General features: G+C 62.1%; 10 protein-coding genes. 8 read left to right on the top strand and 2 right to left on the bottom strand.

Annotated elements, in window-relative coordinates; all coding sequences use genetic code 11:
• Positions 1–98: 98 nt before the first annotated feature.
• The 3 genes from galK (at position 99) to AC1AX7_RS07050 (ending at position 3671) form a co-directional block, all read left to right on the top strand.
• Positions 99–1349: a galactokinase gene (gene galK / locus AC1AX7_RS07060; protein WP_476509380.1), complete on the top strand. Its 1251-nt coding sequence runs from the start codon at positions 99–101 to the stop codon at positions 1347–1349.
• Positions 1350–1858: 509 nt separating this feature from the next.
• A complete protein-coding gene (locus AC1AX7_RS07055) occupies positions 1859–2131 on the top strand; it encodes an ACT domain-containing protein (RefSeq protein WP_476509379.1) in 273 nt (90 codons plus the stop codon).
• Between the two features lie 175 nt (positions 2132–2306).
• Positions 2307–3671 (top strand): DUF711 family protein, encoded by a 1365-nt coding sequence (locus tag AC1AX7_RS07050; RefSeq protein WP_476509378.1) that lies wholly within the window; start codon positions 2307–2309, stop codon positions 3669–3671.
• A 179-nt stretch (positions 3672–3850) separates the two neighbouring features.
• Here AC1AX7_RS07050 and AC1AX7_RS07045 read toward each other — a convergent pair whose 3' ends face one another.
• Together AC1AX7_RS07045 and AC1AX7_RS07040 are read right to left on the bottom strand one after the other, a co-directional pair.
• A complete protein-coding gene (locus tag AC1AX7_RS07045; RefSeq protein ID WP_476509434.1) occupies positions 3851–5221 on the bottom strand; it encodes an MFS transporter in 1371 nt (456 codons plus the stop codon).
• A gap of 348 nt (positions 5222–5569) precedes the next feature.
• Complete coding sequence (locus AC1AX7_RS07040) at positions 5570–6244, bottom strand: tRNA (cytidine(34)-2'-O)-methyltransferase (protein ID WP_476509377.1); 675 nt, start codon at positions 6242–6244, stop codon at positions 5570–5572.
• Positions 6245–6339: 95 nt separating this feature from the next.
• Between AC1AX7_RS07040 and AC1AX7_RS07035 the strand changes: the two genes are divergently transcribed.
• The 5 genes from AC1AX7_RS07035 (at position 6340) to AC1AX7_RS07015 (ending at position 17513) form a co-directional block, all read left to right on the top strand.
• Positions 6340–7287 carry an HhH-GPD family protein gene (locus AC1AX7_RS07035; RefSeq protein ID WP_476509433.1) on the top strand — a complete coding sequence of 316 codons (948 nt, stop codon included), beginning with the start codon at positions 6340–6342 and terminating at the stop codon, positions 7285–7287.
• A 148-nt stretch (positions 7288–7435) separates the two neighbouring features.
• Positions 7436–8095, top strand: a complete 660-nt coding sequence (locus AC1AX7_RS07030) for a hypothetical protein (RefSeq protein WP_476509376.1) — start codon at positions 7436–7438, stop codon at positions 8093–8095.
• A gap of 455 nt (positions 8096–8550) precedes the next feature.
• Positions 8551–9534 (top strand): hypothetical protein, encoded by a 984-nt coding sequence (locus tag AC1AX7_RS07025; protein WP_476509375.1) that lies wholly within the window; start codon positions 8551–8553, stop codon positions 9532–9534.
• Between the two features lie 297 nt (positions 9535–9831).
• Positions 9832–13389, top strand: coding sequence for a DNA-directed RNA polymerase subunit beta (rpoB, locus tag AC1AX7_RS07020; protein ID WP_476509374.1), 3558 nt, complete (start codon positions 9832–9834; stop codon positions 13387–13389).
• A gap of 113 nt (positions 13390–13502) precedes the next feature.
• Positions 13503–17513 carry a DNA-directed RNA polymerase subunit beta' gene (locus AC1AX7_RS07015; protein WP_476509373.1) on the top strand — a complete coding sequence of 1337 codons (4011 nt, stop codon included), beginning with the start codon at positions 13503–13505 and terminating at the stop codon, positions 17511–17513.
• Positions 17514–17571 lie beyond the last annotated feature (58 nt).

The following is a 17571-nucleotide window of genomic DNA, read 5'->3' as shown; positions in this document are numbered from 1 at the left end:
ATTCCGGCCGTCAATTATGGCTGTCAATTCCGACTGCCGATTCTGGCCGCCGATTCTGGCCGCCAAACGGCATTCGGCATTTTCAAAAAGGATCGTCTATGACCACAGTTGAATTCATTGAACCGCTGTCCCACGAAGACGGCGTACGCATCGCCGCCGACCTGTTCCGCGCCACCTACGGCAAGGAACCGGCCGGCGTATGGGCCGCCCCCGGCCGCGTCAACCTGATCGGCGAACACACCGACTACAACGCCGGCCTGTGCCTGCCGATCGCGCTGCCGCATCGGACCTTCATCGCGCTAGCCCCGCGCGAAGACACCACCGTGCACGTCGTCTCCGACGTGGCTCCCGACAAGGTCGCCGAAGCGGATCTCGCCGGATTGCAGGCCGGCGGCGTCGACGGCTGGGCCGCATACCCGGTCGGCGTCGCATGGGCCATGCGCGAAGCCGGCTTCGACGCCGTGCAAGGCTTTGACGCCGCCTTCGCCTCCTGCGTGCCGCTCGGCTCCGGTCTGAGCTCCTCGGCCGCCATGACCTGCTCCACCGCGCTCGCCCTGGACGACGTGTATGGCCTCGGCTATGGTGCGACCGACGCAGGCCGCGTCACCCTGATCGACATGGCCATCCGCTCCGAAAACGACATGGCCGGCGCCTCCACCGGCGGTCTCGACCAGAACGCCTCCATGCGCTGCTCCATGGGCCACGCCATCCGCCTCGACTGCCGTCCGGGCCTGACCGCCCTCGAAAGCGTCTCCCCGGAAGCCTTCGACCTCGACAAGTACGGCCTCGAACTGCTCGTGCTCGACACCCAGGCGCCGCACCAGCTCAACGACGGCCAGTACGCCCAGCGCCGCGCCACCTGCGAGGAGGCCGCGCATATTCTCGGAGTCGACAACCTGCGCGTCACCGCCGAAGCGGTCGCCTCAGCCGACGATCCGGCGGCGGCGCTCGCCGACGTGCTCGCCAAGCTCGACGACGAGACCATGAAGAAGCGCGTGCGTCACGTCGTCACCGAAATCGCCCGCGTCGACCGATTCGTCGAAGCCTTCGCCAGCGGCGACATCGCCGAAGCGGGACGCCTGTTCAACGCATCCCACGATTCGCTGCGCGACGACTATGAAGTCACCGTCGATGAGCTCGACGTCGCCGTGAACGTCGCCCGCGAATCCGGCGCATACGGCGCCCGCATGACCGGCGGCGGCTTCGGCGGCTCCATCATCGCGCTCGTCGACAAGGGCGAAGGCCACGCCATCGCCCAGAAGATCGCCGACGAATTCGAAGCCCGCGGTTTCAACGCCCCGCGCGCGCTGCCGGCCTACGCCGCAGCCGCCGCCTCGCGTGAAGCCTAAGCGCCCCAGGCGTCCCCGGTCTGACGCCGCAAGCGTCCCTGGCCAACGCCGGCTTACTCAGCAGCCGCCCTCCTGACTGACGCTTTTGACCGCCCACCCCGGCGTGTCCCGGTCAAAACCGTCAATCAAAGGGGCGGCTCTTTCCGTATGCGTCCCAAGTCCTGACGCTTTTGGCCGCCGTCCTCGGCGTGTTGCGGTCAAAACCGTCAAGTGGGGAGGCCGGCCTTTCATGGGAGGCTTTGCCGGCGTCATGCCTTTGACACTTTTGATCGCAGCTGTCGGCGTGTTGCGGTCAAAACCGTCAATCAAAGGGGCGGCTCTTTCCGTATGCGTCCCAAGTCCTGACGCTTTTGACCGCCGTCCTCGGCGTGTCCCGGTCAAAACCGTCAAAGAAGAGAAAGCCGGCCTTTCGCGAAGGGGCTTGTCAACGGCTCAGTTTTGACGGCGACGGCATTCTCTATACTGGAAGGCATTCATCCAACCGGCATTTCGCAGGAACAGGGAGGCTCATGGACAAGGCAATCATCACCGTCGTCGGACAGGACACCGTTGGCATCATCGCACGCGTGTGCACGTATCTCGCCGACCACAAGGTCAACGTTCTCGACATTTCGCAGACCATCATCGACGGCTATTTCAACATGATGATGATCGTCGACGTCACCGCCGCCGACAACGAATTCGGCCGCCTCGTGGAGGAGCTTGACAAGCTCGGCGAAGGCATCGGCGTGCGCATCCGCTGCCAGCGTGAGGAAATCTTCACGAAGATGCATCGCGTGTGATCGCGTGAATTCCCATCACAATATTCATCACGGCATCTGCCGGAGGATCCGCTGAAAAATTGCCGAAGGGTTTGCTGAGAACATTCGAAAAGGCATTCAAGGATGTTCGAATGTCCATCACAGCGCCGACGGCAGTATTCATTGCAATATTCATCGCGACGATCAAGGAATACGCATGCTGAATATCATGGAGGTCCACGAGACCAATCAAATGATCGAGCAGGAGAAGCTCGATGTGCGCACCATCACGATGGGCATTTCGTTGTTGGATTGCGCAGACGACAACGTCGACACGGTTTGCGACAACATTTACCGGAAAATCACCACGTATGCCAAGGATCTGGTGTCCACGGGCGAGGCGATCGAACGCGATTACGGCATTCCGATCGTCAACAAGCGCATCACGGTGACGCCGATTTCGCTGGTCGGCGCCAGCTCCTGCAAGACCAGCGAGGATTTCGTCAAGATCGCACATTCGCTTGACAAGGCCGCGAAAGAGGTCGGCGTCGATCTGATCGGCGGCTATTCGGCGCTGGTGTCGAAGGCGATGACGCCCGCCGAGGAGCTGCTGATCCGCTCGCTGCCGCAGGCGTTGAGCGAGACCGATATCGTATGCTCGTCGGTGAACGTCGGTTCGACGAAAACCGGCATCGACATGAATTCGGTCGAGCTGCTCGGACACATCATCAAGGATATCGCGGCGCGCACCGCCGACAATGATTCCTACGGCTGCGTGAAATTCGTGGCCTTCTGCAACGCGCCGGACGACAACCCGTTCATGGCCGGCGGCTTCCACGGCGTCACCGAAGGCGATGCCGTCATCAACGTCGGCGTTTCCGGACCGGGCGTCGTCTCCCGGGCGCTCGACGAAGCGAAGGGCAAGGATTTCGAATTCCTGTGCGAAACGATCAAACGCACCGCGTTCAAGATCACGCGCGTCGGCCAGCTGGTCGCGCAGGAAGCCTCCCGTCGTCTGGGAATCCCGTTCGGCATCATCGACCTGTCGCTGGCTCCGACCCCCGCCGTCGGCGATTCCGTCGGCGAAGTGCTGGAGAAGATCGGCCTGGAACAGGTCGGCGCCCCCGGCACTACGGCCGCGCTGGCGATGCTGAACGATCAGGTGAAGAAGGGCGGCATCATGGCGTCGTCCTATGTGGGCGGCCTTTCGGGCGCGTTCATCCCGGTCTCCGAAGACAAGAACATGATCGATTCGGCCGCTTCCGGCTGCCTGACCATCGAAAAGCTCGAGGCGATGACCTGCGTGTGCTCGGTCGGTCTTGACATGATCGCCATTCCGGGCGATACGACGGCATCGACGATTTCCGGCATCATCGCCGACGAAGCCGCCATCGGCATGGTCAATCAGAAGACCACCGCCGTGCGCATCATCCCGGTCGCCGGCAAAGGCGTGGGCGAAATGGCCAATTTCGGCGGCCTGATGGGCTACGCGCCGATCATGCCGGTCAACCAGACCAGCTGCGAGGCGTTCGTGACGCGCGGCGGCCGCATCCCCGCGCCGATCCACAGCTTCAAGAACTGACGGTCCAGGACTTCGTCTCGACGAATATCGGGCGAAATCCTGCCGAATAACCGCAGTCCTGCCGAACATGAAGGGGCGGCGCGAGGAAAAATCTTGCGCCGTCCCTTCATGCTCGGCGGATATTTCATTGATCCGATGATTGCCGTTATCCGGCGGAGGAATCAGCAAATCATCGAATATCAGCGCTCGCCATGCGCTTGCGCAGAGACCGTCGGTTCCTTCGATCCCTTCATCATGAACGAGCCGATCAGCACCAGCGCCACCAGCACCAATCCGAACGCGTAACCATAGCGGGAACCGTTCACAAAACCCTGCGCGGCATCGTCCGACGCCTGGCCCAAACCAAGCAGGCAGGTGGCGACGGCGGTGCCGACGGCGCCGATCACCTGCTGCATCGTGTTGAGGATCGTGCTGCCGTCCGCGGCCATCTCACGCGGCAGGCCTTTCAACGCGGCGGACTGCGCCGATTGCTGCATGAGCGGAATGCCGATCATGAACACCACATGGGCGGCGATGAAGAACAGGGGCGACGTGCCGACGCCGATCATCAGGAACATGACGGAGCCGATGATGGCCACCACGCCGCCGATGCGCACCAGGCCGACCGCGCCATGACGGTCGAACAGGCGGCCGGCGACAAACGAGCACACCGCATTCACGATGCCTGCGGGCAGCATCAGCATGCCGGCCAGCGTCGATTCGAAGCCCAGACCGCGCTGCAGTTCCTGCGGCACCAGATACATCATCGCCAGCGTGCAGGCGAACGAGCAGGTCACCATGATCGCGGGCGTACGGAACGCGGCGATGCCTAGCGCACGCAATTCCAGCACCGGATTGGGAATATGCAGCTGACGGTAGGTGTAGAACGCAATCACCGCAATGCCGACGGCCAGCAGGCCGACCACCAGCGGCGAGAAGCCCATGTCGGCGATCATGCTGACGCCGCCGACCAGGCAGCCGAAACCGATGACCGATGCCAGCACGGATGGTACGTCCACTGCAGGGCGGGTTTGTTCGATCGGCGTGACGAAGAAGGCGGCCGTGCAGACGGTCGCAATCATCGCGACAACGGCGAACAGCGCGAAAATGGCGCGCCATGAGAACGCGCCGATCAGCATGCCGGACAGGGTCGGACCGATCACCGGCGCGAACATAATGACCAGACCGGCAACGCCATTGGCCGCGCCCAGCATGTGAGGCGGGAACACGCGCATGATGGCCACATACATCGACGGCAGCACGATGCCGGTGCCGACGCCCTGAATGATGCGCCCCGCGAGCACCAGCGGGAAGACCGGCGCAACGGCGGAAACAACGGAACCGACCAGGAAGCAGGCCAGCGCCGCAAGAACGAGATGCTTGGCGTCGATCCATTTGAGCAGAAAGCCCACACACGGCAGTACGACGCCGATGGCGAGCATGTAGCCGACGACCATCCACTGGGCGGTGCCGGACGTGACGGAAAATTCGTCCATCAATGCGGGAAGCGCGATATTCATCGAAGTTTCGGACAACATGCCGAGAAACGCGCCGATATACAGGCCGAGCATCACCTTATGCGGATGTCGGAACCGATTGTTCGGAATCTGATTGTTCGGAATTTGATTTTCGGATATCTGATGTGATTGTGCGGGTGATTGTGTCGTCACTCTGTATTGCTCTCCTCCATGCAACAAAAAAACCGCATGACCTTGGGTAAAACGACCTAGGTCATGCGGTTTTCGAAAACAGAGGTCAACCTAACATGTTTTTCGATTTTTCATAAGCCGGCCCCGCGTGTCGCCGCTTATTCCAGGCCTTTCGGCTTTTCTGCGATATCGCCCGCATATGGTTTGCGCTTCGCTTGCATATCGGTTGCGCGTCGCTTGCGTATCGCCCGTATATCGCCGTGCGAACAATCACTTGCCGCCGGCGAAATTCAGCTGACGCCACGCCTCATAGATGGCAATGGACGCGCAGTTCGTCAGATTCAGGCTCCTCAGGCTCGGACGCATGGGCAGCCTCACCTGTTCGGCCACATGCGGGCCGGCTATGATGTCCATCGGATCGGGAATGTCGCCCGGCTCCGGGCCGAACAGCAGAATGTCGGTCGGTTTGTATTCGATTTCGGTATACAGCTTCGTCGCATGCGCGGTGAACGCGATGATGCGCGAATCCGGCATCGATTCGACCAGATCCTCGAAATTCGGATGCAGCACCACATGCGCCATGTCATGGTAGTCCAGGCCGGCGCGGCGCAGTTTCGTATCACGCAGATTGAATCCCAGCGGCTCCACCAGATGCAGGATCGTGCCCGTCACCGCGCACAGGCGGATGGCCGAGCCGGTGTTGCCCGGAATGCGGGGGGAGTAGTAGCACAGGTGCGGCGTCGACGTTTCCGCCTTCGCGGCGTCCTTCGCCGAAAGCATCGCGTCGACCACGGAGATCGGATTGCCGTGCGCGTCCGTCACCAATTCGTCCGGCCCGTAATTCGATTTGCGGTAGCCGTATTCAAACATCTTCTCCACGCGGGATTCCGGATTTTCGCCCGCGGCCGCGGCGTTCGCCCGCGCATTCGTCTGTTCGTTCGTCATAGCTGCTAAGAATATGAACGATGAACGACACTCACAACGCCTGCTGCGCGCAAACCGTCACCCAGAACGCCACACAGAACGCCAAACAAAACGCCATGCAGAACGCCATGCAGAACGCCGCCCAAGCCGTCGCGCACAACGCCACGCGAACCGCCGCCCACAATGCCGCGCAAACCGTCGCCCCGCTTTTCGAATGGTGGCATGCCAACGCCCGCGACCTGCCGTGGCGCTTCGGCCGCACCGACGCGTGGGGCGTGCTGGTCTCCGAAGTGATGAGCCAGCAGACGCAGATGAGCCGTGTCGTGCCCTACTGGCTGGACTGGATCGAACGCTGGCCGGATGCGGCGTCGTTGGCGAAGGCGCCCACCGCGGACGTGATCACCGCGTGGGGACGGCTGGGCTACCCGCGGCGGGCGCTGCGATTGCGTGAATGCGCCGCATGCGTGGCGAACGAATACGACAACGTGCTGCCGCGCACGTACGACGAGCTGATCGCACTGCCCGGCATCGGCGACTACACGGCAAGCGCTGTGCTGAGTTTCGCCTACGGGCAGCGCATCGCCGTCATCGACACCAACATCCGACGAGTGCTGTCTCGTGTGTTTTTAGGCAAGGAGTCATTGGGCGGCGCCGCCTCCGCAGTCGAACGCGATCTGGCCAGGCGCGTGCTGCCTTCCGGCGACGATTCCGTGACCTGGAATCAGTCGGTGATGGAATTGGGCGCCGTCGTCTGCACGGCGAAGTCGCCGATGTGCGAGGCATGCCCACTGTCCGGCGAATGCGCGTTCCTTGCCGAGGGCCGGCCCGGATTGGGGGAGAGGCGCACTCGTCCACGCCAACGCTTCCAAGGGACCGACAGGCAGGTGCGAGGCCTTGTCCTGCAGGCGTTGCGCGCGTTGCCGGACGGAAGCACGACGCTGACGCGCGAACAGGTGCGGTCGTTATGGTCCGACCACATTCAACTGGACGCCTGCGTCGCCTCTTTGGACGAGGACGGGCTGATCGAGCTGCTCGACGGCGGCGCAGTACGATTGCCGGCCTGATCATCGGTTGAATATCAGGTTTCGATAATCGTCCGGGAAATTTTGGAATCCATCGATGAGCCGGCGGACAAAATCGATTTGCGCCGATTCCGGCGTACTTCGATATTCATGATTGCCGCTTCGCCTTATCATGATGTAAGGCGAGTTCGTGCACGATCACGGCAATGAAATCGGAGGAATGATGGCGGGCAACGGCAGTAGGCGACCTTCGACGCGCAGCAAAAGGCAGCGGGCGATATATCGGCGTCGCCGCATCGTCGTCGGCGTCGCCGCGGTGCTGGTGCTTTCGCTGACTGTTTTCTGCGTGTACAGCATCGGTCGGGGAATTGCGGCGATTGCGGCTTTGACGACGCATGCATCCGTTGCGTTGGAACGTGAAGGCGTTTCCGATCCGCTGGCAGTCAAGCCCACTGCGGATTGTGGCGCCGATTCGGTGACCCTGTCGCTGACCGCTGCGTCGCAAAGCGTCGCCGTGGGCGGATCTTTGGATTTCACCGCGACGATCGCGCATGAAGGCAATGGAAGCTGCCTGGTGAACGCCGCCGTTGACAATCGCGTGCTGACCATCACCTCCGGATCGGACGTGATATGGCGTTCCGATGTATGCCCGGCGACGGCGCGTCCGTTGCTGATGGCGAAGGGCGACAAGGATAGTCAGACCATCACCTGGAATGCCGACCGTACGGGAAACGAATGCGTGGACGATTCCGAACTGCCCCGTGTCGATCGCGGCACGTATGTGGCGCAGTTGAGCCTTAAGGATGCGCCGAAGGTGAAAAGCGATCCGGTGACGATTATGGTGGAGTGATCCGGACCTGCGATGCGCGGGTGCGCTTCGGAGAGCACCCCGATGATCGGGGTGAGTCTGAAAACGGCTTGTTTGAGCGTATATCTGACGATTGCGTGTACCTGTGCTCGGGAAATCGCGTATGGAAGGCGATTCGCGAATTTAAGAATGGCGGATTTCCGCCATTCTTTTTTGGACGGCAATGGCATGTTGGTGAAGCACCTGCACGCAATCGTCAGATGGGCTTGTGATCTTGCCGTTTTTTCATGGATACGGCGTTGTCATGACGTCGGCATGATGCAGGCAACGGTCTACCGGCTGCCGGCCAGCTGCTTGAATCGTGGGCCCTTGGAATGCGTGGCCCGAGCGGCGGGGCTGGACCTTCCGTCCGGGTGCCGCATCCGACGCTTATCCACATATCCAACGCTGAAGCGACAAGGCTGGCGCCATACGATCTTCCTGGCTACCGTGGAGGAATGAGTGCGATACGAGAATACGGTCGTTCCGGGCGCGAACCGTCGAGGTTTCTGGTCGAGAGGGAGGCTTCCGAACGATATCTGAAGGAATATGAGCGTCTCTGCGCGCTGGCGGTTCGGACTTCGTTGCCGCTTGTCGCCAGCCACACCTCGGCTTTGCGTATACTTGGCGTGGAATTGCCGCAACGGTATCTTGGCGGTTTCGATGCGAGGACAATCCATGTTTCGGTCGGGGAGAGCGGTCAACGGCACAGGCTCAGGGGGGTCGTCGTCCATGAATGCTCTCCCGGGATGTTGGAATCATGCTCCGTGGCCGCATCCGCTGCATTCGAGGTTGTCTCCCCCGAGCTTGCGCTTGCGCAAATGGCCGCGGTGACCCCTTTGCTCGATCTCGTCGTGCTTGGCGATTGCATGATGCGCCGTGGCGTTCAGAAGCAGACCACGAAGGCCCGTGTGACGGCGTTCCTGAAAACCTATCAAGGATTCGCCGGCCATAAGCGTTTGGCAAAAGCCGTTCCTTTGATGCGAGAGAATACGGATTCGTCGTTTGAGACGCGGCAGCGTATCGCTTTGGCCTGCCGCGGGTTGGGGTCCGCGCAGGTGAATGTCGCGATCGCTTCGGAGCGTGAAGCTCCGTGGTCGGTGGACATGGCGTATCCGGAGCTTATGACCATTGTAGAATATGACGGCCGTTTCCATATGACCGATGCGGATCAGGGGGAGCGGGATAAAGAGAAGCGAGGATGGCTTCGAGCTCGGGGCTGGGATGTTCTGGAGGTTACGAACGTCCGACTTTCCACGCCGGAGAACCGTGATCTGCTTGCTGTGGACGTGGCGAAGTCCTTTTCCAAAGCGTTGGATGTGCCTGTCCGCCCGTTGGCCTGCGTGCCGATCGAATACCTGGCCGACAGGAGGCGTGTGCATCGTGCTCCGGGATTGGAATCCGTGCAGCTGGCGCATTATTTCGTGAACGGAACGGATTGATGCGGTTGATTATCTTGGCCTGCCTTGGGGTCTGTCTTGGAATTTTGCCTCGGAATATTGCCCCAGAATATTGCCTCGGATTCCGGCTTTGGAATGACGCAAAGGACATGGTCCGTCGCCGTTGAATTCGGGAGTGTCGTATATCCGGAGCTCTTGATATTCTTATTTTTTGCGTATATGCATGTCATATGGCGGGCATGCTGACAAGGAAGAGGCGCCCGCGTACAGGCATATGGTGGCCGTTGACGGCGCTTCTTATGGGAATCGAACGATATAGCGAGCGATAAGGAACGTCCATTGGCTGAGGCTACGACGAACACCACCACCATCATCGCACGCGCCGACCAGCATGATATTGACCTGCACAAGGCGTCGGACCGTGTGAACTTTGGCTCCATCCGCGAGCCCATCGATGTGCCCTATTTGTTGGGTGTGCAGACCGACAGCTTTGATTGGCTGATCGGCAACGAGCGTTGGAAGAAGCGCGTTGAGGAAGACCTGGAGAACGGCACCAACACCGTGCCGCACACCTCCGGCCTGGATGAGGTTTTCCAGGAGATCTCCCCGATCGAGAATTTCGCGCAGACCATGAGCCTGACCTTCTCGGATCCGTATTTCGAGGAGCCGCGTCACACCGTGCAGGAATGCAAGGAGAAGGATTACACCTACTCCGCGCCGCTGTACGTGAACGCCGAATTCGAAAACGGCGACACCGGCGAAATCAAGTCCCAGACCGTGTTCATGGGCGATTTCCCGCTGCAGACCCCGCACGGCACCTTCATCATCGGCGGTACCGAACGAGTCATCGTCTCCCAGCTCGTGCGTTCTCCGGGCGTCTACTTCGACCGCACCCCGGACCGCACCTCCGACAAGGAGGTCTTCGGCGCGAAGATCATTCCGAGCCGTGGCGCATGGCTGGAATTCGAAATCGACAAGCGTGACGTGCTCGGCGTGCGCGTCGACCGCAAGCGCAAGCAGTCCGCCATCGTGTTCCTGATGGCCATCGGCATGACCAAGCAGGAGATCGCCGAGGCGTTCAAGGGCTACCCGCTGGTGCTCGACGCCCTGGCGAAGGAAAGCGTCGAAACGCAGGAAGAGGCTCTGACCGATCTGTACCGCAAGATCCGCCCGGCCGACACCGCGACCCCGGAAGCCGGCCGCAACCTGCTCGACTCCTTCTACTTCAACACCAAGCGTTACGATCTGGCCCGCGTCGGCCGCTACAAGATCAACCGCAAGCTTGGTCTCGAAAGCGACATCAACGACCGCAGCCTGACCCGCGAAGACATCATCGCGACGATCAAGTATCTGGTCACGCTGCATGCCGGCGACGCCACCTTCCCGGGCAAGCGCAACGGTCAGGACATCGACCTGCGCGTGGACGTGGATGATATCGACCACTTCGGCAACCGTCGTATCCGTCAGGTCGGCGAGCTGATCCAAAACCAGCTGCGCACCGGCCTGAGCCGTATGGAACGCGTCGTACGCGAACGCATGACTACGCAGGACGCCGAGGCCATCACCCCGCAGTCGCTGATCAACATCCGCCCGGTGAACGCCACCATCAAGGAGTTCTTCGGCACCTCCCAGCTGAGCCAGTTCATGGATCAGAACAACCCGCTCGCCGGCGTGACGAACAAGCGTCGTCTCTCCGCTCTGGGCCCGGGCGGTCTGAGCCGCGACCGCGCCTCCATGGAAGTGCGAGACGTGCACCCGTCCCACTTCGGCCGTATGTGCCCGATCGAATCCCCTGAAGGCCCGAACATCGGTCTGATCGGTTCCCTTGCGACCTTCGGCCGCATCAACCCGTTCGGCTTCATCGAAACGCCGTACCGTAAGGTCGTCAACGGCCACGTCACCGACGAAGTCGTGTACATGACCGCGGATCAGGACGCCGAGCACGTCATCGCCCAGGCCAACCAGAACCTGGACGAGAACGGTGATTTCGTCGACGCCCAGGCGCTGGCCCGAGTCGGCGAGGAAGAGGCGGTCGACGTTCCGGTCAGCTCCGTGGACTACATGGACGTCTCCCCGCGCCAGATGGTGTCGGTCGGTGCCTCCCTGATCCCGTTCCTGGAGCACGACGAAGGCCACCGCGCATTGATGGGCACCAACATGCAGCGTCAGGCCGTTCCGCTGATCAAGTCGGAGCGTCCGCTCGTCGGCACCGGTGCCGAATGGCGTGCCGCCGTCGATTCCGGCGACGTGATCCTGGCCGAGAAGCCGGGCGTCGTGACCTATGTGTCCGCCGACATGATCCGCGTGATGAACGACGACGGAACCACCTCCAGCTACAAGCTGTCCAAGTTCCAGCGCTCCAACCAGACCACCTGCTACAACCAGGTCCCGCTGATCCGCGACGGCGAACGCGTCGAAGCCGGCACCGTGCTGGCCGACGGCCCGGCCACCGATCAGGGCGAAATGGCGTTGGGCAAGAACCTGCTGGTCGCCTTCATGCCGTGGAACGGCTACAACTACGAAGACGCCATCATCATCTCCCAGCGCATCGTCCAGGACGACACGCTTTCCTCGATCCACATCGAAGAGTACGAGATCGACGCCCGTGAAACCAAGCTGGGCGCCGAAGAGATCACCCGCGATCTGCCGAACGTCGGCGAAGACGCGGTCGCCAACCTCGACGAGCGCGGCATCATCCGCATCGGCGCCGAAGTGGAAGCCGGCGACATCCTGGTCGGTAAGGTCACCCCGAAGGGCGAAACCGAACTGACTCCGGAAGAGCGCCTGCTGCGCGCCATCTTCGGCGAGAAGAGCCGCGAAGTGCGCGACACCTCGCTGCGCGTGCCCCACGGCGAGACCGGTACCGTCATCGCGGTGAAGGAAACCACCCGCGAGGATGCCGAGGAGGACGGCGACGAGCTGCCGAACGGCGTCAACCAGATGATCCGCGTCTACATCGCCCAGCACCGTAAGATCACCCAGGGCGATAAGCTCGCAGGCCGCCACGGCAACAAGGGCGTCATCTCCCGCATTCTGCCGGAAGAGGACATGCCGTTCCTCGAGGACGGCACCCCGGTCGACATCATGCTGAACCCGTTGGGCGTGCCTTCCCGAATGAACCTGGGCCAGGTGCTGGAAATGCACCTCGGCTGGATCGCCCACGCCGGCTGGGACATCACCCTCGACCCGGATCTGGAAGCCGCTTGGAAGAAGTACGTGCCGGCCGGCGCCGAAAAGGGTGCTCCCTGCACGCCGGTGGCCACCCCGGTCTTCGACGGCGTTCGTCAGGACACCCTCAAGGGTCTGCTGTCCGCCACGCTGGCCGACCGTGACGGCAACAAGCTTGTCGGCGAGGACGGCAAGGCCCTGCTGTTCGACGGCCGTACCGGCGAACCGTTCGGCAAAATCTCCGTCGGCTACATGTACATGCTGAAGCTGCATCACCTTGTCGACGACAAGATCCACGCCCGCTCCACCGGCCCGTACTCCATGATCACCCAGCAGCCGCTGGGCGGCAAAGCCCAGTTCGGTGGCCAGCGCTTCGGCGAAATGGAAGTGTGGGCCCTCGAGGCCTACGGCGCCGCCTACACGCTGCATGAAATGATGACCACCAAGTCCGATGACGTCGACGGCCGCGTGCGCGTCTACGGCGCCATCGTCAAGGGCGACAACCTGCCGCCGGCAGGCATCCCTGAATCGTTCAAGGTGCTGCTTAAGGAAATGCAGTCCCTGTCCCTGAACGTCGAAGTGCTCAACGCCGAAGGCGTGGCCATCGACATGAAGGACGAGGACGACGATCCGTCCGGAGCCTCCGACGATCTGGGCTTCAACATCGGAGCACGCCCGGATTCGGCCGCCAAGGCCGACCAGGCCATGGAGATGCCCGAGTTCCAGTGACCGACGGCCGTCACGGAGCGGCGTTCGGCGCAAGGCAAGGAAAGCCCGCCGGATGCCGCCTCCGTACGGTCCCCGAAACGTGAGCAACCAACAGATAAAGACAGGACATTAGAGTGCTGGACGTCAACGCATTTGACAAACTGAGGATTGGCCTGGCCACCGCCGACGACATCCGTAACTGGAGCCACGGCGAGGTCAAGAAGCCCGAAACAATCAACTACCGTACCCTCAAGCCGGAAAAGGACGGTCTGTTCGGCGAACAGATCTTCGGCCCGACCCGCGACTGGGAGTGCGCCTGCGGTAAGTACAAGCGCGTCCGCTTCAAGGGCATCGTGTGCGAACGATGCGGCGTGGAAGTCACCAAGAGCCGCGTGCGCCGTGAGCGCATGGGCCACATCGAGCTGGCCGCGCCGGTCACCCACATCTGGTTCTTCAAGGGTGTTCCGAGCCGCTTGGGCTACCTGCTCGACATCGCTCCGAAGGATCTGGAAAAGGTCATCTATTTCGCCGCCTACATGGTGACGAAGGTGGATGAGGAGCAGCGCCATCAGGATCTGCCGGACCTGCAGGAGGAATTCGACAACGAGATCGCGAACCTGGAGAAGCGCCGCAACATCGACATCGAGGAACGCGCCAAGAAGGTCGAATCCGACCTGGCCCAGCTCGAAGCCGAAGGCGAGGCCAAGGGCTCCGCACGCGCCAAGCTGCGCAACGGCGCCGAGCGCGATATGGCGGCCATCCGCCAGCGCTATGACGAGCAGATCCAGCGACTGAGCGCGGTGTTCGACCGCTTCAAGTCCCTGAAGCCGGGCGACATGGAAGGCGACGTCGACCTGTGGCGTGAAATGGAGGACCGCTACGGCGATTACTTCGAAGGCTGCATGGGCGCCGAAGCGATCAAGAAGCGCCTGCAGGACTTCGATCTGGAAGCCGCCTCCGAACAGCTCCGCGAAGAGATCGACACCGGTTCCGGACAGCGCAAGGCACGTGCTCTGAAGCGACTCAAGGTCGTCAACGCATTCCTGACCACCGGCAATAAGCCGGAAGCCATGGTGCTCGACGTGATCCCGGTCATCCCGCCGGACCTGCGCCCGATGGTCCAGCTCGACGGCGGCCGTTTCGCCACCTCCGATCTGAACGACCTGTATCGTCGCGTGATCAACCGCAACAACCGACTCAAGCGACTGATCGAGCTCGGCGCTCCGGAGATCATGCTGAACAACGAAAAGCGCATGCTGCAGGAAGCCGTCGACTCCCTGTTCGACAACGGCCGTCGTGGACGCCCGGTCACCGGCGCCTCCAACCGTCCGCTCAAGTCGCTTTCCGACATGCTCAAGGGCAAGCAGGGCCGTTTCCGTCAGAACCTGCTGGGTAAGCGCGTGGACTACTCCGGCCGTTCCGTCATCGTCGTCGGCCCGTCCCTGCGCATGCACCAGTGCGGCCTGCCGAAGCCGATGGCTTTGGAACTGTTCAAGCCGTTCGTCATCAAGCGTCTGGTCGATCTGAACCTCGCGCAGAACATGAAGAGCGCCAAGCGTCTGGTCGACCGCGGCGACTCCGAAGTGTGGGGCGTGCTCGAAGAGGTCATCGCCGAACATCCGGTGCTGCTCAACCGTGCGCCTACGCTGCACCGTCTGGGCATCCAGGCCTTCGAACCGATCCTGGTCGAAGGCAAGGCCATCCACCTGCCGCCGCTCGCCTGCGCCGCCTTCAACGCCGACTTCGACGGCGACCAGATGGCAGTGCATCTGCCGCTGAGTGCCGAAGCGCAGGCTGAGGCCCGTACGCTGATGATGGCGTCCGACAATATCCTGAAGCCGGCCGACGGCCATACCGTCACCATGCCGAGCCAGGATATGATCCTGGGCCTGTACTGGCTGTCCACCGTGGTGGAGGGCGCCAAGGGCCAGGGCCGTGTGTTCTCCTCGCTGGAAGAGGCCGAAATGGCTCTCGACCGCCACGAGATCGACATGCAGTCCAAGGTGCTGATCCGTCTGCCCGAAGACTTCGTGCTGCCGAAGAACTGGGAGCCGGGCGAAGTCAAGGTCGTCGACCCCGAACCGGGCAGCCCGGACGTGGTCAAGGAAGAGCGTTTCGCGGACGGCTCCGTCCTGTTCGCCACCTCCTACGGCCGTATCCTGTTCAACAGCACGCTGCCGGTCGACTACCCGTTCGTCAACGAACAGGCTCCGAAGGGCAAGCTGTCGAAGATCGTCGACGACATCGCGACGCGTTACTCGACCCAGCAGGTCGCGGCCACTCTGGACGCGCTGAAGGATCTGGGCTTCACCCGCGCGCCGTGGTCCGGCGTCACGATGTCGTTCTCCGACATCGTCGCTCCGCAGGATCGTGACGATATCGTCAAGGATTACGAGTCTCAGGCCGAGAAGGTCAACTCCCAGTACGACATGGGTCTGTTGACCGACGAGGAGCGCCGTCAGGAACTGATCAACCTGTGGACCGAATGCACCGACAAGGTCGCAGACGCCATGCGTGACAACTTCCATGACGACAACAACGTGAACATCATGGTCCAGTCCGGTGCGCGAGGCAACTGGATGCAGATCCGCCAGATCGCCGGCATGCGAGGCCTCGTGGCCAACCCGAAGGGCGAGATCATCCCCCGACCGGTCAAGTCCAACTACCGTGACGGCCTGACCGTGCTGGAATACTTCATCTCCCAGCATGGCGCACGTAAGGGTCTGGCCGATACCGCACTGCGTACTGCGGAATCCGGTTACCTGACCCGTCGTCTGGTCGACGTCTCCCAGGACGTCATCGTGCGCGAAGAGGACTGCGGCACCAAGCGCGGTCTGACCATGAAGGTCGGCGAACGCGACGACAACGGCAACCTCGTGCTGGTCAAGGCAGCCGACGGCGGCCCGTACTCCCGTCTGCTCGCCTCCGACGTGATCGACCCGGCCGACGGCGCCACCGTGCTGTACAAGGCCGGCGATGCGCTGAGCATGGATGTGCTGAACGACCTCGTCGCCCACGGCGTCGAGGAAGTCAAGGCCCGTTCCGTGCTGACCTGCGAATCCAAGCGCGGCGTGTGCGCCAAGTGCTACGGCTGGTCGCTGGCCACCAACAAGCTGGTGGACGTCGGCGAAGCCGTCGGCATCGTCGCGGCACAGTCCATCGGCGAACCGGGTACCCAGCTGACGCTGCGTTCCTTCCACTCCGGCGGCGTCGCTTCGGCTTCCGATATCACGCAGGGTCTTCCGCGTGTGACCGAGCTTTTCGAAGCCCGTACCCCGAAGGGCGAGGCGCCGATCGCCGAATTCCCGGGCGTGGTGAAGGTCGAAGACACCGAGCGCGGCCGTCAGGTCACGCTGAAGCCGGACGACGAGAGCGTCGAGCCGATCACCTATCCGGTGACCCGCCGCGCTCCGATGCTGGTCAAGGATGGCGATCATGTCAAGGCCGGCACCCAGCTGATCGAAGGCTCCGTCGATCCGAAGAAGATCCTTCGCATCCTCGGCCCGCGTGCCGCACAGGTGAACATCGTGGAGGAAGTGCACACCGTGTACCGCTCCCAGGGCGTCGACATCCACGACAAGCACATCGAGGTCATCGTGCACCAGATGCTGCGTCGTATCACCGTGATCGACTCCGGCGACACCAAGCTGCTGCCGGGCGAGCTCGTCGATCAGGCCCGCTTCAAGGAAGCCAACATGGAAGCCGTGAAGAACGGCGGCAAGCCGGCCGCAGGCCGTCCGGAGCTGATGGGCATCACCAAGGCTTCGCTGGCCACCGACTCCTGGCTGTCCGCAGCCTCCTTCCAGGAGACCACCCGCGTGCTCACCGAAGCCGCCCTGAGCCAGAAGGTCGACGACCTTAAGGGCCTCAAGGAGAACGTCATCATCGGTAAGCTCATCCCGGCAGGTACCGGTCTGGCCCGCTACCGCAACGCCGTTGTGGAGCCGGACAAGGCGATCCGCGACACGATCTACCCGAACTTCGGTCTGGGTGGCGACGTGAGCACGGACTTCTCCGACGCCGACCTGAGCGACGTGGACTTCTCCAGCATCGACTTCGGTGACCTGAAGCTCGGCGACGACTTCAACCCGGACGATTTCCTGGATGACAGCGGCGGTCAGATGGACCTCGGCGAAGAACTGTAATCCGTGATCTGATTCGCTGAACCGTAACGGCCCGGACCTGCGCGACATGCCGCAGATC

The organism is Bifidobacterium sp. LH_449, assembly GCF_056356755.1.
The sequence above is the reverse complement of the archived record's forward strand: the minus strand, read 5'-3'. Positions and strand labels throughout refer to the sequence as shown.

What these genes read in the sequence shown, in the direction of transcription:
- AC1AX7_RS07045 (WP_476509434.1), bottom strand. Translation starts at nt 5,221, where the DNA reads ATGCTCGGCCTGTATATCGGCGCGTTTCTCGGCATGTTGTCCGAAACT.
- AC1AX7_RS07055 (WP_476509379.1), top strand. Translation starts at nt 1,859, where the DNA reads ATGGACAAGGCAATCATCACCGTCGTCGGACAGGACACCGTTGGCATC.
- galK (WP_476509380.1), top strand. Translation starts at nt 99, where the DNA reads ATGACCACAGTTGAATTCATTGAACCGCTGTCCCACGAAGACGGCGTA.
- AC1AX7_RS07025 (WP_476509375.1), top strand. Translation starts at nt 8,551, where the DNA reads ATGAGTGCGATACGAGAATACGGTCGTTCCGGGCGCGAACCGTCGAGG.
- AC1AX7_RS07040 (WP_476509377.1), bottom strand. Translation starts at nt 6,244, where the DNA reads ATGACGAACGAACAGACGAATGCGCGGGCGAACGCCGCGGCCGCGGGC.
- AC1AX7_RS07050 (WP_476509378.1), top strand. Translation starts at nt 2,307, where the DNA reads ATGCTGAATATCATGGAGGTCCACGAGACCAATCAAATGATCGAGCAG.
- AC1AX7_RS07035 (WP_476509433.1), top strand. Translation starts at nt 6,340, where the DNA reads ATGCAGAACGCCATGCAGAACGCCGCCCAAGCCGTCGCGCACAACGCC.